The organism is Escherichia sp. E2748 (assembly GCF_005781125.1).
Classification (GTDB): domain Bacteria; phylum Pseudomonadota; class Gammaproteobacteria; order Enterobacterales; family Enterobacteriaceae; genus Escherichia.
The window spans coordinates 112,305-131,407 of the sequence record NZ_VATP01000002.1 but is presented as its reverse complement, the minus strand read 5'-3'; the positions used below and the strand labels follow the sequence as shown (position 1 = coordinate 131,407).

Here is a 19,103-nt window from a genome sequence, read left to right as displayed (position 1 = left end):
AAAACGGCCCCAAATGGGACCGTTTATGATGTTATACAGAGCTACCGATTAAGCGGATTTTTTCGCTTTTTTCTCTGCTTTAACCGGAGCTGCTTCTTTAGCAACGGTTGCGCCTTCTACGTAATCACGACCGTAGTAGGTGTCCAGCAGAATCTGTTTCAGCTCGGAGATCAGCGGATAACGCGGGTTAGCGCCGGTGCACTGGTCATCGAATGCATCTTCAGACAGTTTATCAACGTTTGCCAGGAAGTCTGCTTCCTGAACGCCAGCTTCACGGATAGATTTCGGAATACCCAGTTCAGCTTTCAGCGTTTCCAGCCATGCCAGCAGTTTCTCGATCTTAGCAGCAGTACGGTCGCCCGGAGCGCTCAGACCCAGATGGTCTGCAATTTCAGCATAACGACGACGTGCTTGCGGACGGTCGTACTGGCTGAATGCAGTCTGCTTGGTCGGGTTGTCATTCGCGTTGTAGCGGATAACGTTACAAATCAGCAGGGCGTTTGCCAGACCATGCGGAATGTGGAACTGAGAGCCCAGTTTATGTGCCATTGAGTGACATACACCCAAGAAGGCGTTAGCAAACGCGATACCTGCGATAGTTGCCGCACTGTGAACACGTTCACGCGCTACCGGGTTTTTAGACCCTTCGTGGTAGGACGCTGGCAGATATTCTTTCAGCAGTTTCAGCGCCTGCAGAGCCTGACCATCAGAGAACTCAGAAGCCAGTACAGAAACATATGCTTCCATGGCGTGAGTTACTGCGTCCAGACCACCGAAAGCACACAGGGACTTCGGCATATCCATAACCAGGTTGGCATCAACAATCGCCATATCCGGGGTCAGAGCATAGTCTGCCAGCGGATATTTTTGGCCAGTTGCGTCATCGGTTACAACCGCGAACGGTGTAACTTCAGAACCGGTACCGGAAGTTGTGGTGACTGCGATCATTTTCGCTTTCACGCCCATTTTCGGGAACTTGTAGATACGTTTACGGATGTCCATAAAGCGCAGCGCCAGTTCTTCGAAATGAGTTTCTGGGTGTTCGTACATAACCCACATGATCTTCGCGGCATCCATCGGGGAACCACCACCCAGCGCGATAATCACGTCTGGTTTGAAGGAGTTCGCCAGTTCTGCACCTTTACGAACAATGCTCAGAGTCGGGTCAGCTTCAACTTCGAAGAACACTTCAGTTTCTACGCCAGCTGCTTTCAGTACAGAAGTGATCTGGTCAGCATAGCCGTTGTTGAACAGGAAGCGGTCAGTCACGATGAGCGCACGTTTGTGGCCATCAGTAATCACTTCATCCAGCGCGATTGGCAGAGAGCCACGGCGGAAGTAGATAGATTTCGGAAGTTTGTGCCACAACATGTTTTCAGCTCGCTTAGCAACGGTTTTCTTGTTGATCAGGTGTTTCGGACCAACGTTTTCAGAGATGGAGTTACCACCCCAAGAACCACAACCCAGAGTCAGGGAAGGCGCGAGTTTGAAGTTGTACAGGTCACCGATACCGCCCTGAGAAGCCGGGGTATTGATCAGGATACGGGCAGTTTTCATTTTCTGACCGAAGTAAGAAACGCGTGCCGGCTGGTTATCCTGGTCGGTGTACAGGCAAGATGTGTGACCGATACCGCCCATAGCAACCAGTTTCTCTGCTTTCTCTACCGCATCTTCAAAATCTTTCGCACGGTACATTGCCAGAGTCGGGGACAGTTTTTCATGAGCGAATGGTTCGCTTTCATCAACAACAGTCACTTCACCGATCAGAATCTTAGTGTTTTCTGGTACAGAGAAGCCTGCCAGTTCAGCAATTTTATAAGCTGGCTGACCAACGATAGCTGCGTTCAGTGCGCCATTTTTCAGGATAACGTCCTGAACAGCTTTCAGCTCTTTGCCCTGCAGCATGTAGCCGCCGTGGGTGGCAAAACGCTCACGTACAGCATCATAAACAGAATCAACAACAACAACAGACTGTTCAGAAGCACAAATTACGCCGTTGTCGAAGGTTTTGGACATCAGTACGGATGCAACTGCACGTTTGATATCAGCAGTTTCATCAATAACAACTGGGGTGTTGCCTGCGCCTACGCCGATCGCCGGTTTACCGGAACTGTATGCTGCTTTAACCATGCCTGGACCACCGGTCGCAAGGATCAGGTTAATGTCAGGGTGGTGCATCAGTGCGTTGGAGAGTTCAACAGACGGTTGATCGATCCAGCCAATCAGATCTTTTGGTGCACCAGCAGCAATAGCAGCCTGCAGAACGATATCAGCAGCTTTGTTGGTTGCATCTTTAGCACGCGGGTGTGGTGAGAAAATGATGGCGTTACGGGTCTTCAGGCTAATCAGAGATTTGAAGATAGCGGTTGAAGTCGGGTTAGTTGTTGGAACGATACCGCAGATAATACCGATTGGTTCAGCGATAGTGATGGTACCGAAAGTGTCGTCTTCAGACAGAACACCGCAGGTCTTTTCATCTTTGTAGGCGTTATAGATATATTCAGAAGCAAAGTGGTTTTTGATCACTTTATCTTCAACGATACCCATGCCGGATTCGGCAACGGCCATTTTTGCGAGTGGGATTCGAGCATCTGCGGCAGCCAGAGCGGCGGCGCGGAAGATTTTGTCAACTTGCTCTTGAGTGAAACTGGCATATTCACGCTGGGCTTTTTTTACACGCTCTACGAGTGCGTTAAGTTCAGCGACATTAGTAACAGCCATAATGCTCTCCTGATAATGTTAAACTTTTTTAGTAAATCATCTGCTCGAATACGAGAGTATAGTCAGTGCGATGATGATTTGCTTAACCTTTGAAAATCAAAATCTTACTCGTGCTCACACTCACTGTGATTTACTAAAAGAGTTTAAACATTAGAGTCATTAATCTCTAATGCGTCACTTCCAGGTGGCGTAAGCAAGATTACTCACTTCTGGGTACCGATTAAGTGATCCAGATCAAAATTTCGCGAAGCTGACACCTTTCAGCTCCGCTTTTAGCCATAATAGCTAATAGTTAATAAATTGTAGTATTAATTGTTGGCTACCTTAGCATGTTTTGTACGACTAGATAACAATAATGAATGATAGTAATTTTAGATAGTTAGGAGGTGAAAAATGCTGACAAAAGGCGTATTGTCAGCACGTATTTTTACCCTTGTTTAAAGATAACATTATCCGGCTTTTGCTTCGGAGCTAACCGTGATTCAGACACTTTTTGATTTTCCCGTTTATTTTAAGTTTTTCATCGGGTTATTTGCGCTGGTTAACCCGGTAGGGATCATCCCCGTGTTCATCAGTATGACCAGCTATCAGACTGCGGCAGCGAGAAACAAAACAAATCTGACCGCCAACTTGTCTGTAGCCATTATTTTGTGGATCGCACTGTTTCTCGGCGACACGATTCTGCAACTTTTTGGAATATCTATTGATTCGTTCCGCATCGCGGGCGGCATACTGGTCGTGACAATTGCAATGTCGATGATCAGCGGTAAGCTTGGCGAGGATAAACAGAACAAACAAGAAAAATCAGAAACCGCAATTCGTGAAAGCATTGGCGTTGTACCGCTCGCATTACCTCTGATGGCAGGACCAGGGGCAATCAGTTCAACTATCGTATGGGGAACGCGTTATCACAGCATTGGTTATCTGTTCGGTTTTTTTGTAGCAATCGCGTTGTTCGCTTTATGTTGCTGGGGTTTATTCCGCATGGCACCCTGGCTGGTGAGGGTTCTGCGTCAGACAGGCATCAACGTCATTACCCGTATTATGGGGCTCTTGCTAATGGCATTAGGGATTGAATTTATCGTCAATGGTATCAAAGGGATTTTCCCGGGTCTGCTCAATTAATTCCTTTCATATGAAACGGAGTCATGATGCTCCGTTTCTTTCATCATTATTTTTACTGCAAGCCAACGTAGTTAACAAAAGAAATAGATAATTTTATCCCAATTTTACAGATAGTTATAAGACTATCCTTATCTGGCGATCCACAACATCATGTTATTTTCATCACATCATAATCCTGGGCCTTGCTGAAGAATAATTGAAATGATATTAGTAATTCTACTGGCTTTGGCAGAGAAAAGTGCTAAATAGCATTCATTTGTTAAATTATTGTGCGTATTTTCTATCTGGACTATAACCGGAAAAGGCAGTATTGCTTTCTTTAGTTATATCCCTTTGTTTTTAAATTATTTTATTGATTGGATAACGAGGGGTATACGTACTGGTATGGTTAGTAAAAGAGAATTGCGTAACAATTTTGCAAAATGTATTGGCTGGCAAGAAGGGCATTTGATACTTTTCGGCCAACCGTTTGGCGATTTTTATTGGCAATGAGAATGATTTGCGATTAAAAGACGCTGCAAAAAATAATGTGTCTCGACAGGGGAGACACAGTAAGAATCGACATAAGGTGGTCATCTGAATCACCAGAATAAATAAAGTCGGTGATAGCAATTAGTAACGATAAAGCAACCTGGCAGCAAAAAGTCTCCGAGCTGTACAGGTATCCTAATCCGGGATTACACATGCTGGTAAAAACCAGTAATTATAATGAGGGAGTCCAAAACACAATGACCAACATCACCAAGAGAAGTTTAGTGGCAGCAGGCGTTCTGGCTGCGCTTATGGCAGGGAATATCGCACTGGCAGCTGATGTACCCGCAGGAGTCACACTAGCGGAAAAACAAACGCTGGTTCGCAACAATGGTTCTGAAGTTCAGTCATTAGATCCGCACAAAATTGAAGGGGTTCCTGAGTCTAATATCAGCCGTGACCTGTTTGAAGGTTTGCTGGTTAGCGATCTTGATGGTCATCCGGCCCCTGGCGTGGCTGAATCCTGGGATAACAAAGACGCTAAAGTCTGGACGTTCCACCTGCGTAAAGATGCGAAATGGTCTGACGGCACGCCAGTCACGGCACAAGACTTTGTGTATAGCTGGCAACGTTCTGTTGATCCGAACACCGCTTCTCCCTACGCAAGCTACTTACAATACGGGCATATTGCGGGTATTGATGAAATACTGGAAGGGAAGAAACCAATTACCGATCTCGGTGTTAAAGCCCTCGATGACCACACATTAGAAGTCACCTTAAGTGAACCTGTTCCGTATTTCTATAAGTTACTGGTTCACCCATCTACTTCCCCGGTGCCAAAAGCCGCTGTTGAGAAATTTGGCGAAAAATGGACCCAGCCAGGCAATATCGTTACTAACGGCGCCTATACATTAAAAGATTGGGTTGTTAACGAACGTATCGTTCTTGAGCGCAGCCCGACCTACTGGAATAACGCTAAAACGGTAATTAACCAGGTGACCTATTTACCGATCGCTTCTGAAGTCACCGATGTTAACCGTTATCGTAGCGGCGAAATCGATATGACTTATAACAACATGCCGATCGAACTGTTCCAGAAACTGAAAAAAGAAATCCCGAACGAAGTTCACGTTGATCCATACCTGTGCACTTACTATTACGAGATTAACAACCAGAAACCGCCATTCAATGATGTGCGTGTGCGTACCGCACTGAAACTGGGTATGGATCGCGATATCATTGTTAATAAAGTCAAAGCGCAGGGCGATATGCCGGCCTATGGTTACACGCCACCATATACCGATGGCGCAAAACTGACGCAACCAGAATGGTTTGGCTGGAGCCAGGAAAAACGTAACGAAGAAGCGAAAAAACTGCTGGCAGAAGCGGGCTATACCGCAGACAAACCGCTAACGATTAATCTGTTATATAACACGTCCGATCTGCATAAAAAGCTGGCGATTGCCGCCTCTTCACTGTGGAAGAAAAATATCGGCGTGGACGTTAAACTGGTTAACCAGGAATGGAAAACATTCCTCGATACCCGCCACCAGGGTACTTTCGATGTGGCCCGTGCAGGCTGGTGTGCAGACTATAATGAACCAACTTCCTTCCTGAACACCATGCTGTCGAACAGTTCGATGAACACCGCGCATTATAAGAGTCCGGCCTTTGACAGTATTATGGCGGAAACCCTGAAAGCTACAGACGAGGCGCAGCGCACGGCGCTGTACACGAAAGCAGAGCAACAGTTGGATAAAGATTCGGCCATTGTTCCGGTTTATTACTACGTGAATGCGCGTCTGGTAAAACCGTGGGTTGGGGGTTATACCGGTAAAGATCCGTTGGATAATACCTACACCCGAAATATGTACATTGTGAAGCACTAATGGCAATGCGTGGGGCAGGTGTATCCTGCTCCACGGTGTCTGCTTTTTATCGCATTACAGAAGGCACAGGCCAGAAGGTACGGCAATGTTAAAATTTATTCTACGTCGCTGTCTGGAAGCGATTCCGACGCTATTTATTCTTATTACTATTTCGTTCTTTATGATGCGCCTCGCGCCGGGAAGTCCCTTTACCGGCGAACGTACATTACCGCCAGAAGTAATGGCCAATATTGAAGCGAAATATCATCTTAACGATCCCATCATGACGCAGTATTTCAGCTATCTGAAACAACTTGCTCATGGCGATTTCGGCCCTTCATTTAAATATAAAGATTATTCGGTCAATGACCTGGTCGCATCCAGTTTTCCCGTTTCAGCAAAACTGGGAGCTGCTGCATTTTTCCTCGCAGTGGTACTGGGCGTTAGTGCTGGCGTTATTGCCGCATTAAAACAAAACACCAAATGGGACTATACCGTCATGGGATTGGCTATGACGGGAGTGGTTATACCAAGCTTTGTCGTTGCGCCATTATTAGTCATGATATTCGCGATCATTTTGCATTGGCTACCGGGCGGTGGCTGGAATGGTGGGGCGCTGAAATTTATGATCCTGCCGATGGTTGCCTTATCACTGGCTTATATCGCCAGTATTGCGCGTATTACCCGTGGATCAATGATTGAAGTTTTACACTCCAACTTCATTCGTACCGCACGCGCGAAAGGTCTGCCCATGCGGCGCATTATTTTCCGCCACGCATTAAAACCTGCGTTGCTACCGGTACTTTCTTATATGGGACCCGCATTTGTTGGCATTATCACCGGTTCTATGGTTATCGAAACCATTTACGGTTTGCCGGGCATCGGACAATTGTTTGTTAATGGTGCCTTGAACCGTGACTATTCATTGGTGTTAAGCCTGACCATTCTGGTTGGTGCTTTAACCATTTTGTTCAATGCCATTGTCGATGTGCTATATGCGGTTATCGACCCGAAAATCCGTTACTGATACTGGAGCTCGCGATGATGTTAAGTAAGAAAAACAGCGAGACGCTGGAGAATTTCAGTGAAAAGCTGGAGGTCGAAGGCCGCAGTTTATGGCAGGACGCACGTCGACGTTTTATGCATAACCGTGCAGCAGTGGCCAGTCTGATTGTACTGGTGCTTATTGCACTGTTTGTTATCCTGGCGCCGATGCTCTCGCAATTTGCCTATGACGACACCGACTGGGCGATGATGTCCAGCGCCCCGGATATGGAATCTGGTCACTACTTTGGTACCGACTCTTCCGGTCGCGATCTGCTGGTGCGCGTTGCAATTGGTGGGCGCATCTCATTAATGGTTGGTGTTGCTGCAGCACTGGTGGCAGTAGTCGTAGGAACGCTTTACGGTTCACTTTCCGGTTATCTTGGCGGCAAGGTGGATTCCGTAATGATGCGCCTGCTGGAAATCCTCAACTCCTTTCCGTTCATGTTCTTCGTCATTTTGCTGGTGACCTTTTTCGGTCAAAACATCCTGCTGATTTTCGTAGCGATTGGGATGGTTTCCTGGCTGGACATGGCACGTATCGTGCGTGGTCAAACCCTTAGTCTGAAGCGCAAAGAGTTTATTGAGGCGGCACAAGTTGGCGGTGTATCTACGCCCGGCATTGTGATTCGCCACATTGTGCCGAATGTGCTTGGTGTGGTGGTGGTCTATGCCTCTCTGCTGGTGCCCAGCATGATCCTCTTTGAGTCTTTTCTTAGCTTCCTGGGACTGGGTACGCAAGAGCCATTAAGTAGTTGGGGCGCATTGCTCAGTGATGGCGCGAACTCGATGGAAGTCTCTCCATGGTTGCTGCTATTTCCGGCAGGTTTCCTTGTGGTGACACTGTTTTGTTTCAACTTTATCGGCGATGGCTTGCGTGATGCCCTCGACCCGAAAGATCGTTAAGGAGTGCAGCCATGAGCGTAATTGAAACTGCAACCGTGCCGCTCGCACAGCAACAGGCTGACGCACTGCTGAACGTGAAAGATTTGCGAGTGACATTTAGCACCCCGGACGGCGATGTCACGGCGGTCAATGATTTAAATTTTTCCCTTCGTGCCGGAGAAACTCTGGGTATCGTTGGCGAATCTGGCTCCGGTAAGTCGCAAACCGCGTTTGCTTTAATGGGGCTGCTGGCGGCTAACGGACGCATTGGTGGATCGGCAACCTTTAATGGGCGCGAAATCCTCAATCTGCCAGAACGTGAACTTAATAAACTGCGCGCCGAACAAATCTCGATGATTTTTCAGGATCCGATGACCTCGTTAAATCCATACATGCGCGTCGGCGAGCAGTTGATGGAAGTGCTGATGCTGCATAAAGGTATGGGCAAGGCCGAAGCGTTTGAAGAATCGGTACGAATGCTCGATGCGGTGAAAATGCCAGAAGCGCGTAAGCGTATGAAGATGTTTCCTCATGAGTTTTCTGGCGGCATGCGTCAGCGTGTGATGATTGCGATGGCGTTGTTGTGCCGACCTAAATTGCTGATTGCCGATGAACCGACTACTGCGCTGGACGTGACCGTACAGGCGCAGATCATGACGCTATTGAATGAACTGAAACGGGAATTTAATACTGCCATTATCATGATCACCCACGATCTCGGCGTAGTCGCGGGGATCTGTGACAAAGTGCTGGTGATGTACGCTGGGCGCACAATGGAATATGGCAACGCGCGCGATGTCTTTTATGAACCCGTTCATCCTTATTCTATCGGTTTACTCAATGCGGTACCGCGTCTTGATGCGGAAGGTGAAACGATGTTGACCATCCCAGGTAACCCGCCAAACCTGCTACGTTTGCCGAAAGGTTGCCCGTTCCAGCCGCGTTGTCCGTATGCGATGGAGATTTGCAGTAGCGCGCCGCCGCTGGAAGAGTTCACGCCAGGCCGACTGCGTGCCTGCTTTAAACCGGTGGAGGAACTGTTATGAATGCTGTAACCGAAGGAAGAAAAGTCCTCCTCGAAATTGCCGATTTGAAAGTGCACTTTGAGATCAAAGATGGCAAACAGTGGTTCTGGCAACCGCCGAAAACCCTTAAGGCCGTTGACGGTGTGACGCTCAGGTTATATGAAGGGGAAACGTTGGGCGTCGTAGGGGAATCAGGTTGCGGAAAGTCCACCTTTGCCCGTGCCATCATCGGTTTGGTCAAAGCTACCGACGGTCATGTTGCCTGGTTAGGTAAAGAGTTGCTGGGCATGAAGCCCGATGAATGGCGTGCCGTTCGCAGTGATATTCAGATGATTTTCCAGGACCCGTTGGCATCGCTAAACCCGCGTATGACCATCGGCGAGATCATCGCTGAACCGCTGCGTACCTATCATCCGAAAATGTCACGCCAGGAAGTTCGCGAGCGCGTGAAGGTGATGATGATGAAAGTCGGCTTGCTACCTAACCTGATTAACCGCTATCCGCATGAATTCTCCGGCGGTCAGTGTCAGCGTATCGGGATTGCGCGTGCACTTATTCTTGAACCGAAGCTGATTATCTGCGACGAACCGGTGTCGGCGCTGGACGTGTCAATCCAGGCGCAGGTGGTGAATTTACTCCAGCAGTTGCAACGTGAGATGGGATTGTCATTAATCTTTATCGCTCACGATCTGGCCGTGGTAAAACACATTTCCGATCGCGTGCTGGTGATGTATCTCGGCCATGCGGTAGAGTTGGGGACGTATGATGAGGTTTACCACAATCCGTTGCATCCCTATACCAAAGCATTGATGTCGGCAGTCCCCATTCCAGATCCTGATCTGGAGAAGAACAAATCTATCCAGTTACTGGAAGGGGAATTACCGTCGCCCATCAACCCGCCTTCTGGATGTGTGTTCCGTACCCGTTGCCCGATAGCCGGTCCTGAGTGTGCCAAAACACGCCCGGTGCTGGAAGGCAGTTTCAGACATGCCGTCTCTTGCCTGAAAGTAGACCCATTATAACGTGTTAAGGGCTGGCAGATTGCCGGCCCTTTTTCATGGGAGGTACAGGTGACAGGACATCTTTCAGAGTATCGCCAACGGGTTTATCATTTCCTTTTTGATCAGCATACGAAAACCGGGCGACGCTGCGAGGCGCTGTTTGGTTTCCTCGCATTGTTAAGCGTTGGCGCTGTCTTCATAGAATCCGGTATTGGATCGCAATTCCAGCTAACTTACGACGAATGGCATATCTTTGTTTGGGTAGAATTCTTCTTTACTTTTGTCTTCACGATCGAGTATTTCCTGCGAATATTAAGCTGGCCGAATCCGGTACGTTATGTTTTTAGCTTTTGGGGATTTATCGATCTGGCCACCATTTTGCCGCTGTATGTCATCTGGCTATGGCCTGAAATTGGTTTTACTTATTTATTTGCCTGGCGAGCGATGAGAGCGATTCGTGCGTTGCGAATTTTACGCCTGCTCCGCTTTATGCCTGCCTTAAACAGTCTATGGCGGGCGATAAATAATGCCCGCCATCAGTTGATTCTTTTTTATGCTTTTATTGCCATTGTGATGATCGTCGCTGGGGCGTTAATGTACGCCATAGAAGGTGCATCAAACGAATTTAACTCGCTGGGCACAGCCGTATACTGGGCGATAGTGACGGTAACCACCGTTGGTTATGGTGATATTACACCACATACTGCGGCAGGAAGGATGGTGGCCTCGGTATTAATCTTGATTGGCTACTCAGTCATTGCAATTCCGACGGGGATTATTACTGCGCAACTCACCAGTGAACTTGAACAGACTAAAAAACTTCTCTGTTGTCCTAAATGCAATACCCAACATCATGCACACGATGCGAAGTATTGTCGTATTTGTGGCAATGAACTGGGAGGAGGGGAAAGGTAGATGTGTAAAAGGAAGAACGGATGTGACGCAGCTACGTCACATCCGATGGCAAGCGTTATTCCCGCCAGATAATATGGCAAAGTTTGTGATCTTTTTCACGGCATAACAAAATACGGGCGAAAATATCGTTGATTTCGCCATCTTCACTGTCTGCCAGACCAATCACCACTTCGGCAAAAAAGTCCGGGTTCAAGTCGAAATCAACATGTTCCTGCCAGTCTTCTGCCGGGTCAAATAACTCTGCACCACCGCGCTCTTCAAACTGCAGATTGAATAACAGAACATCAGCCGGATCGAGATTATCAGCGGCCAGTTCAAGAAAAATATCGTAGGCCTGCTCAAGCGTTTCATCTTCAGTCAGGCGATTGTTTAAATCCATATCCATAGTCACTACCTGTTTAATCTCTGTTGGCGACGTTTTACAGCAACGGGCTGAAGAAGTAAAACAGTCGCTCGGCGACACGTTGCCAGAGTGGACGTTTTAACCACAGCCGCGCATCGAGCAGACGCGAACGAGAAATATAGTCGTCCTGAACAGCAGCCAGGTCGGCACCAAAACCTTTATCGTCGATAGCCAGAGTGATTTCAAAATTCAGCCACAGGCTACGCATGTCGAGGTTAACGGTGCCAACCAGACTTAATTCGCCATCGACCAGCACGCTCTTGGTATGCAGTAACCCACCTTCAAACTGATAAATCTTAACCCCAGCAGCAAGTAGTTCTGTAAAGAATGCGCGACTGGCCCAGCCTACCAGCATTGAGTCATTTTTCCTCGGCAAAATAATACTGACATCAACCCCGCGTTGCGCCGCCGTGCAGATTGCGTGAAGTAAGTCATCGCTGGGGACGAAGTAGGGCGTCGTCATGATTAAATATTCACGAGCTGAATAAGCTGCAGTCAGCAAAGCCTGGTGGATCAGGTCTTCCGGGAATCCCGGGCCGGAAGCGATGGTATGAATCGTATGACCGCTGGCCTGCTCGAACGGCATAATATTGACATCAGGCGGTGGTGGTAAAATACGTTTTCCCGTCTCAATCTCCCAATCGCAAGAGTAAATAATTCCCATCGCGGTGGCGATAGGGCCTTCCATGCGAGCCATCAGATCAATCCATTGTCCTACGCCCGCATCCTGTTTGAAGAAGCGCGGATCGACCATATTCATGCTGCCGGTGTAGGCAATGTAGTTATCGATCATGATCATCTTGCGGTGCTGGCGCAGGTCCATGCGGCGTAAGAATACGCGCATCAGGTTAACCTTTAAGGACTCGACCACTTCGATACCGGCATTTCGCATTAACTCTGGCCACGGGCTACGGAAAAAAGCAACACTCCCCGCAGAGTCGAGCATTAATCGGCAATGAATACCGCGTCGTGCGGCGGCCATCAAAGATTCTGCCACCTGGTCTGCCATACCACCTGGTTGCCAGATATAAAACACCATCTCAATGTTATGGCGAGCGAGTTGAATGTCGCGGATTAACGCCTGCATCACATCATCAGACTCGGTCATCAGTTGCAGCTGATTACCCTTGACCCCGGCGATCCCCTGACGACGCTCACAGAGCTTGAATAACGGTCCAGCGACGCTGCTATTTTCTTCCGCAAAAATATGCTTACAGGCTTTAAGATCGTTAAGCCATTTCGCCGTGGAAGGCCACATCGCTCTGGCGCGTTCGGCGCGGCGTTTGCCTAAGTGGAGTTCGCCAACAGCCAGATAAGCAATAATTCCGACCAACGGCAGAATGTAAATGATCAACAGCCAGGCCATGGCGGAGGGAACTGCGCGTCGTTTCATTAGAATGCGTAAAGTTACGCCTGCAATGAGCAACCAGTATCCCAGAATGGCCAACCAACTCACCAACGTATAAACGGTTGTCATAGATTAGAAATCCTTTTGAAAGCGCATTGTTATGAGTTTACGCATATGGATTCATCTGGCAAATAAAAACGCGGTAAAAGCACTGGTCAGCGTCGGGACCGGGGGTATAATGACCGCTCTGTTATTGCATAGAGTAGTTAACATGAAGCGGAGTAGAACGGAAGTGGGGCGCTGGCGCATGCAGCGTCAGGCTAGCCGACGGAAATCGCGTTGGCTTGAGGGGCAGTCACGCCGAAATATGCGTATCCACAGCATCAGGAAGTGCCTTCTAAACAAACAGCGAAACTCGTTATTGTTTGCGATCTACAATATCTAAATGTTCTGGGCACCAACGCGGTGCCCATTAAGATTATCTTTCCGCCGTTAAAATCTATTTTTGCGCAGATTCATTGTTGTCAGTTTTGGTTTCGTCGTCATTGTTATCGCTGAAAATGCCATGCCCGGAATTCAGCAACATCGAGACGAGCATATCATTATTAATTTCTTCCCCATTGAGAATACGCGCCAGTATCTCGCTACCAAATAGCTGCGGTGAAAGAATAATATCCGGATGCACCATCTTAATCTTATTCAGGTTTTTGCTATCACTGACGGCAAGCACAGTTTTAACATCTTTGCTCATATCTTTCGCCGACAGAACGACAAAAGCATTATCGGCGTCATTATCACTTAACGCCAGAATAGCCCGACAGTGATCAATTCCCGCTTTTTTTAGTACTGAACTGTCATTGCTGTCACCGGGGATAACATCGGCATTGTCACCGAGTCTTTGTTCAAGCTGTTTTATGTCATCCTCTGGCAGGTTGCTGATAACCGTGACGTTTTGTCCGCGTTGATTCAGTTGCAGAATCGTGTTGATTGCCAGAATGGAATGCCCGCAAACAATAAAGTGATCTTTACGATGCATTGTATGATTGTTTCCTTTCACAAGTTTATTGAATCCTCCGCGGATAAGCGGGCCGAAAATCGAGGTCATGGAGGTGGCAAAAACGGTAATACCGGAAATAATGACCGAAATAGTAAACAGGCGCGCTGATTCAGAAACCGGGACGATATCGCCGTAGCCCACGGTTGACATAGTTTCTATCGAAAAATAGAACGCGGTCATTAGACTCTCTATTCGCGGATTAAAACCTTCGCTTAAATAAAGTGCGCCGTAGGTAGAGTAAAACAGTAACGTCGTAAAACTAATAAAAGCAAAAATTGTCCCGGCCGCAGCACTACTGTGAGAGAAGTCTTTACGCAGCACCAACAAAATTATCAAGGTAAAGATGCAAAAACCAATGCTGAATTTCAGCCAGGGATAAAAGTGCAGGGTGTAAATCAGCGTTATCAGCAATAAAATGATACTGATAGCCCATGCCAGCTTTGCACGAAATAGCAAGCCGATTGAGTTCAAAACAAGAAAGACGCCGAGCATAAACAGTGGCGCATTGGCCAGCAAGGAGAGGTCAAGTTCTGAAAACGCCTGGATATGGAAAATATCGAGCAGATTGACCGACATGCCATAAATTGTTTTAAAAATAAGCAATCCATTTGAAAGGACCGCCAGCGCGATAACATCGTGCCGCAGGGTCACCCATAAATTTACCGCTGTTTGCTTGAATGTAGCCCAGTGACTCACTGATACCTCTGTAACCACCATTTTGTTTAATTATCTTCACGCGTACAGAATGTGAAAAACATGCGGCACGTGAATGTGTTAAACCATAGTAGATGACTTTATCCGCAGCAATCAAAGGTTTTGATTGATCAAAACCGAATCAGGCAGAGAAATTTTGTCATTTTTAGACGGAGATGCCGAGGGTATATAGGGAGATACAGATAAAGTTATTATCTGTTTGTGGTGGTGGATTGGGGGTATCGGTAAATATAAAGAAAAAACAAGAGCACGGTTTCTGTCACCGCGCCCCTGGATGTTGATATTCAGAACACTTTCTTAAAGGGTTTCACGGAAACTTGCGCATAGACTCCCGCTGCCACGTACGGATCGGCATCTGCCCAGGCCTGGGCTGCTTCCAGCGATTCAAATTCAGCAATAACGGTTGAGCCAGTAAATCCTGCGGCGCCTGGATCGTTACTGTCTACCGCTGGCATTGGACCGGCGGTCAGCAGACGCCCTTCATCATGCAGTAACTGCAAACGTGCTAAATGTGCCGGACGAACGGAAAGGCGCTTTTCGAGGCTATCGGCTTTGTCTTGAGCGTAAATAACATACAACACGGGCACAACTCCTTGTTCGGAAAAGTTATAAAGTACGTTATTTGAAAGGGCGAAGATCTGCAACGGAAAGATGATGTCTTTGTTAAGGCGTCACTAAAAGTAAGGTTAATAGCGCCAAAAATTGCGTTTTCACTGATCCTGATCGCCTTGCCTTATTGAATATGATTGCTATTTGCATTTAAAATCGAGGCCTGGTTTTTTTACTGAAACGATTATGACTTCAATGACCCTTGATTTACCTCGCCGCTTCCCCTGGCCGACGTTACTTTCGGTCTGCATTCATGGTGCTGTTGTGGCGGGTCTACTCTATACCTCGGTACATCAGGTTATTGAACTACCTGCGCCCGCGCAGCCGATTTCTGTCACCATGGTTGCCCCGGCCGAACTTGAGCCGCCACAAGCCGTTCAACCGCCGCCGGAACCAGTGGTGGAGCCAGAACCGGAGCCTGAGCCGATACCAGAACCGCCAAAAGAAGCACCGGTAGTCATTGAAAAGCCGAAGCCGAAACCTAAGCCAAAACCGAAGCCGGTGAAAAAGGTACAGGAGCAGCCGAAACGCGATGTCAAACCGGTAGAGTCACGTCCGGCGTCACCGTTTGAAAATACGGCACCAGCTCGCCCAACATCAAGTACGGCAACGGCTGCAACCAGCAAACCGGTCACAAGTGTCGCGTCTGGTCCACGGGCATTAAGCCGTAATCAGCCGCAGTATCCGGCGCGCGCGCAGGCACTACGCATTGAAGGGCAGGTTAAAGTTAAATTTGACGTCACACCGGATGGTCGCGTGGATAACGTACAAATTCTTTCAGCCAAACCGGCGAACATGTTTGAGCGCGAAGTGAAAAACGCGATGCGCAGATGGCGTTATGAGCCGGGCAAACCCGGAAGTGGGATTGTGGTGAATATCCTGTTTAAAATTAACGGCACCACCGAAATTCAATAAACAGAAAATCAAAAGCCTCCAACTTGGAGGCTTTTGACTATTACTCTACAGGTAAGGCACGAGGCTTTCCTTCAGGGTCGACGGCAACATACTTAAATAACGCTTCCGTCGCTTTATAGCGCTGCCCAATCGGTTCAGACGCCACTTTTTTCACCCATACTTCAATATTAATGCTGACTGATGTCGTCCCTTTTTGGAGACAGCGCGCATAGCAGCACACCACATCACCAACCGCAACTGGCCGTAAGAAAGTCATTCCTTCAACCCGCACGGTCACGACGCGACCGTGGGCAATTTCTTTTGCCAGAATGGCACCGCCAATATCCATCTGCGACATCAACCAACCACCAAAGATATCGCCATTGGCATTGGTATCGGCAGGCATGGCTAAAGTACGTAAAACAAGATCGCCCTGAGGGACGTTAGGTGTTGTAGACATGGTAAAACCGACATAAAAGGAAAATCACAGGCGCGATGCTACTATGATTTTCCAAATGAGAACAGAGGATATGCAGCGCCGGCCCCGAAGGGCCGGCAGACAGATTATGATTTATCTTCCTGCGGCATATGGCGGTAGATATAAATACCGCTTAACAGTGTGAAGATTAAGGTGAGGGCGGTCAGACCGAACACTTTGAAGTTGACCCAAATATTTTGCGGTAGCCAGAATGCGATGTAGATATTCGCCAGACCACAAAGAATAAAGAAGACTGCCCAGGCCAGGTTCAGCTTCGACCATACTGGCTGCGGTAGAGTGAGTTCTTTACCCAGCATCCGCTGAATCAGCGGTTTTTTCATTACCCATTGGCTAACCAACAAAGCACCGGCAAACAGAGCGTAGATGACGGTGACCTTCCATTTAATAAACTCATCATTGTGGAAGAACAGCGTCAGACCACCGAAAACGACCACCAGAACAAAGGTGATCAGGGCCATCTTCTCAACTTTCCGGAAGCGAACCCAGCTATAAATAAGCACAATTGCCGTGGCGACGATGAGCGCCGCAGTTGCCGCATAGATGTCATAAATTTTGTAGAACGCGAAGAAGACAACCAGCGGTAAAAAATCAAGAAACTGCTTCATTTTACGATTCCGTAATCAAATACTTCAGGTTATTGGCGAATCAACATGTACAGGCGGAACAGATAGATAAGCAATACGGCTGAAATCAGGTTGCTTAAAGTATTCGCCAGTACGGCACCAATTTCCGGGGTTAATGCGGCAAACGAAGAGGCAAACAGCAGCAACAGTGTTTTTGCCAGTAACCAGCTTAGTACTGCAGGTGCCACCAGACGCATATTCGCCCATGTCAGCCGCATACTGCTGCGCATAGAGGCGAAAACGCCCATTTTATCCTGCACCAACATCACCGGCGCCAGTGCCAGTAAAATGGCCATTAAAATCCCCGGAACGACCACCAGCATGATGCCAATCTGTACTAAAAGGGTAGTCAGAAAAATCAGAATAAATAACTTTGGCAATATCGGCGCACTGGCACCAATAGCGCGTAGCGCACTGACTCTCTGACCCGCAGACACCAGTTGGATGATTAATATTACGCCTCCGGCGAGTATGGCGTTACCGATTAATCCTGAAAAAGTAGACGCAGCGGAAGCACGCAGCAAAATTTGTTGCTGTTCCGGGGACATATTTTGCACCAGATCGAACAACCCACCGCCGCCACTAACGGGCGCGCCGTCATTGAGCTGCGCAAGCTGTGCGTCACTGGGTGAGAAAACATGTCCTAACACCACTGTGATAAATGCACAAAGCAACGATACCAACAGAATGGTCATAAATTGATTACGGAAGAAATTTCCGGTGTCACGGTATACGGACTGCGCCGTGATAGACATGCACTCTCCTTGAGTTTTATGCAGGTGTTAATTAGCGGGCAATTGTACCCTGGTTATCCCTTCAGTGGCAGCATCACGACTTGTATGGAAAAGCATATCTTTGTAAAGCGCAGGTAATCCACAGCGTGCGTGGGTGCGATCACAGGATCCATTGCTTTCTCCGGACACGACAAATTCCTGACAAGCAGAAGGGCTGTTTGCATAAATACCGCAACTTACCGCCTGCTTAAAAGGCCAATAAGGTAGCAAAAGAATACTTTCGGAGATGGAAAGCATTCAAATTGATTTGAATCATGTTAACCAGGATTTGCGATACAACTTCTAAATTAATCCAGATCAATAAATGGTCATTTAGCGAATGCAATGTGATCTATGTAGGATCATTTGTTACTCCAATGTAGGTATATTCGTCACGTTTTTATAACCATAACGACGGAGCGAATATGAAAAAATTAACAGTGGCGGCATTGGCAGTCAGTACACTTCTCTCTGGTAGCGTCTATGCTCACGAAGCAGGCGAGTTCTTTATTCGTGCTGGTTCGGCAACGGTACGTCCAACGGAAGGCGCGGATGGAACTCTGGGAAGCCTGGGTGGCTTTAGCGTGACCAATAACACCCAACTGGGCCTGACCTTCACCTATATGGCGACTGATAACATTGGTGTGGAATTGCTGGCGGCATCTCCGTTTCGTCATAAGGTTGGCACAGCCACAACTGGAGATATTGCGACAGTCCACCATTTACCGCCAACACTGATGGCACAATGGTATTTTGGCGATTCCGGCAGTAAATTCCGTCCTTACATTGGTGCGGGTATTAACTACACCACCTTTTTTAATAATGACTTCAATGACACCGGTGAAGGTCTTGGCTTATCCGACCTTAGTCTGAAAGATTCATGGGGTGTGGCAGGACAAGTCGGTGTGGATTATCTCATCAACCGTGACTGGTTGCTGAATATGTCGGTCTGGTACATGGATATCGACACTGAGGTGAAATATAAATCCAACGGCGCAGTGCTGCCAGCAGGACATTACTCTGACAATGTCCGCCTTGATCCGTGGGTATTTATGTTCTCTGCGGGTTATCGTTTTTAATTATTTGCCCGTCAATAAACCGCCAGATGTTTTCTGGCGGTTTGTCTCG

Annotated in this window: 18 protein-coding genes and 1 pseudogene; 10 read left to right on the top strand and 9 right to left on the bottom strand. The window is 47.8% G+C overall.

Features of this window, described 5'->3' with window-relative positions; genetic code table 11:
* Positions 1-48: 48 nt before the first annotated feature.
* Entirely contained in the window at positions 49-2,721 is a 2,673-nt protein-coding gene (gene adhE / locus FEK42_RS05260; RefSeq protein WP_130208892.1) for a bifunctional acetaldehyde-CoA/alcohol dehydrogenase, read from the bottom strand.
* 477 nt (positions 2,722-3,198) lie between these two features.
* On the opposite strand from adhE, the gene ychE reads away from it, so the two are divergent.
* The 7 genes from ychE (at position 3,199) to FEK42_RS05225 (ending at position 11,055) form a co-directional block, all read left to right on the top strand.
* Complete coding sequence (gene ychE, locus FEK42_RS05255; protein ID WP_000616766.1) at positions 3,199-3,846, top strand: NAAT family transporter YchE; 648 nt, start codon at positions 3,199-3,201, stop codon at positions 3,844-3,846.
* A gap of 728 nt (positions 3,847-4,574) precedes the next feature.
* Positions 4,575-6,206: an oligopeptide ABC transporter substrate-binding protein OppA gene (oppA, locus tag FEK42_RS05250; RefSeq protein ID WP_131161789.1), complete on the top strand. Its 1,632-nt coding sequence runs from the start codon at positions 4,575-4,577 to the stop codon at positions 6,204-6,206.
* 85 nt (positions 6,207-6,291) lie between these two features.
* Positions 6,292-7,212 (top strand): oligopeptide ABC transporter permease OppB, encoded by a 921-nt coding sequence (oppB, locus tag FEK42_RS05245; RefSeq protein ID WP_001516507.1) that lies wholly within the window; start codon positions 6,292-6,294, stop codon positions 7,210-7,212.
* Positions 7,213-7,226: 14 nt separating this feature from the next.
* Entirely contained in the window at positions 7,227-8,135 is a 909-nt protein-coding gene (gene oppC, locus FEK42_RS05240) for an oligopeptide ABC transporter permease OppC (protein ID WP_000979659.1), read from the top strand.
* Between the two features lie 11 nt (positions 8,136-8,146).
* Positions 8,147-9,160: a murein tripeptide/oligopeptide ABC transporter ATP-binding protein OppD gene (gene oppD / locus FEK42_RS05235; RefSeq protein ID WP_130208888.1), complete on the top strand. Its 1,014-nt coding sequence runs from the start codon at positions 8,147-8,149 to the stop codon at positions 9,158-9,160.
* Entirely contained in the window at positions 9,157-10,161 is a 1,005-nt protein-coding gene (gene oppF, locus FEK42_RS05230; protein ID WP_130222797.1) for a murein tripeptide/oligopeptide ABC transporter ATP-binding protein OppF, read from the top strand. Before oppD ends, oppF begins: the two co-directional genes overlap by 4 nt.
* A 48-nt stretch (positions 10,162-10,209) precedes the next feature.
* Positions 10,210-11,055: a potassium channel family protein gene (locus tag FEK42_RS05225; RefSeq protein ID WP_135559629.1), complete on the top strand. Its 846-nt coding sequence runs from the start codon at positions 10,210-10,212 to the stop codon at positions 11,053-11,055.
* Positions 11,056-11,110: 55 nt separating this feature from the next.
* Here the strand turns inward: FEK42_RS05225 and FEK42_RS05220 are convergent, their stop codons facing one another.
* Together FEK42_RS05220 and cls are read right to left on the bottom strand one after the other, a co-directional pair.
* Entirely contained in the window at positions 11,111-11,440 is a 330-nt protein-coding gene (locus FEK42_RS05220; RefSeq protein ID WP_000366958.1) for an HI1450 family dsDNA-mimic protein, read from the bottom strand.
* Positions 11,441-11,474: 34 nt separating this feature from the next.
* Positions 11,475-12,935, bottom strand: a complete 1,461-nt coding sequence (gene cls / locus FEK42_RS05215) for a cardiolipin synthase (protein WP_130208884.1) — start codon at positions 12,933-12,935, stop codon at positions 11,475-11,477.
* 142 nt (positions 12,936-13,077) lie between these two features.
* On the opposite strand from cls, the gene FEK42_RS05210 reads away from it, so the two are divergent.
* A complete protein-coding gene (locus FEK42_RS05210; protein WP_122983112.1) occupies positions 13,078-13,251 on the top strand; it encodes a YciY family protein in 174 nt (57 codons plus the stop codon).
* A 54-nt stretch (positions 13,252-13,305) separates the two neighbouring features.
* Here the strand turns inward: FEK42_RS05210 and kch are convergent, their stop codons facing one another.
* Positions 13,306-14,559 carry a voltage-gated potassium channel protein gene (gene kch / locus FEK42_RS05205; RefSeq protein ID WP_130259718.1) on the bottom strand — a complete coding sequence of 418 codons (1,254 nt, stop codon included), beginning with the start codon at positions 14,557-14,559 and terminating at the stop codon, positions 13,306-13,308.
* A 302-nt stretch (positions 14,560-14,861) separates the two neighbouring features.
* Positions 14,862-15,158 (bottom strand): YciI family protein, encoded by a 297-nt coding sequence (locus tag FEK42_RS05200; RefSeq protein ID WP_135409875.1) that lies wholly within the window; start codon positions 15,156-15,158, stop codon positions 14,862-14,864.
* A 223-nt stretch (positions 15,159-15,381) separates the two neighbouring features.
* On the opposite strand from FEK42_RS05200, the gene tonB reads away from it, so the two are divergent.
* On the top strand, positions 15,382-16,101 hold the full coding sequence (gene tonB, locus FEK42_RS05195) for a TonB system transport protein TonB (protein WP_064528843.1): 720 nt from the start codon (positions 15,382-15,384) through the stop codon (positions 16,099-16,101).
* A 40-nt stretch (positions 16,102-16,141) separates the two neighbouring features.
* On the opposite strand, the gene yciA is transcribed toward tonB, so the two are convergent.
* From yciA to FEK42_RS22975, 4 genes and pseudogenes are all read right to left on the bottom strand, one after another.
* Complete coding sequence (gene yciA / locus FEK42_RS05190; RefSeq protein ID WP_130208879.1) at positions 16,142-16,540, bottom strand: acyl-CoA thioester hydrolase YciA; 399 nt, start codon at positions 16,538-16,540, stop codon at positions 16,142-16,144.
* 104 nt (positions 16,541-16,644) lie between these two features.
* Complete coding sequence (locus tag FEK42_RS05185) at positions 16,645-17,184, bottom strand: septation protein A (RefSeq protein WP_000808667.1); 540 nt, start codon at positions 17,182-17,184, stop codon at positions 16,645-16,647.
* A gap of 29 nt (positions 17,185-17,213) precedes the next feature.
* Complete coding sequence (locus FEK42_RS05180) at positions 17,214-17,957, bottom strand: YciC family protein (protein ID WP_130208877.1); 744 nt, start codon at positions 17,955-17,957, stop codon at positions 17,214-17,216.
* 27 nt (positions 17,958-17,984) lie between these two features.
* Positions 17,985-18,199, bottom strand: a pseudogene (locus FEK42_RS22975) (YkgJ family cysteine cluster protein); the annotation flags it as partial.
* Positions 18,200-18,400: 201 nt separating this feature from the next.
* On the opposite strand from FEK42_RS22975, the gene ompW reads away from it, so the two are divergent.
* Positions 18,401-19,054, top strand: coding sequence for an outer membrane protein OmpW (ompW, locus tag FEK42_RS05175; protein ID WP_135492373.1), 654 nt, complete (start codon positions 18,401-18,403; stop codon positions 19,052-19,054).
* Positions 19,055-19,103: the final 49 nt, after the last annotated feature.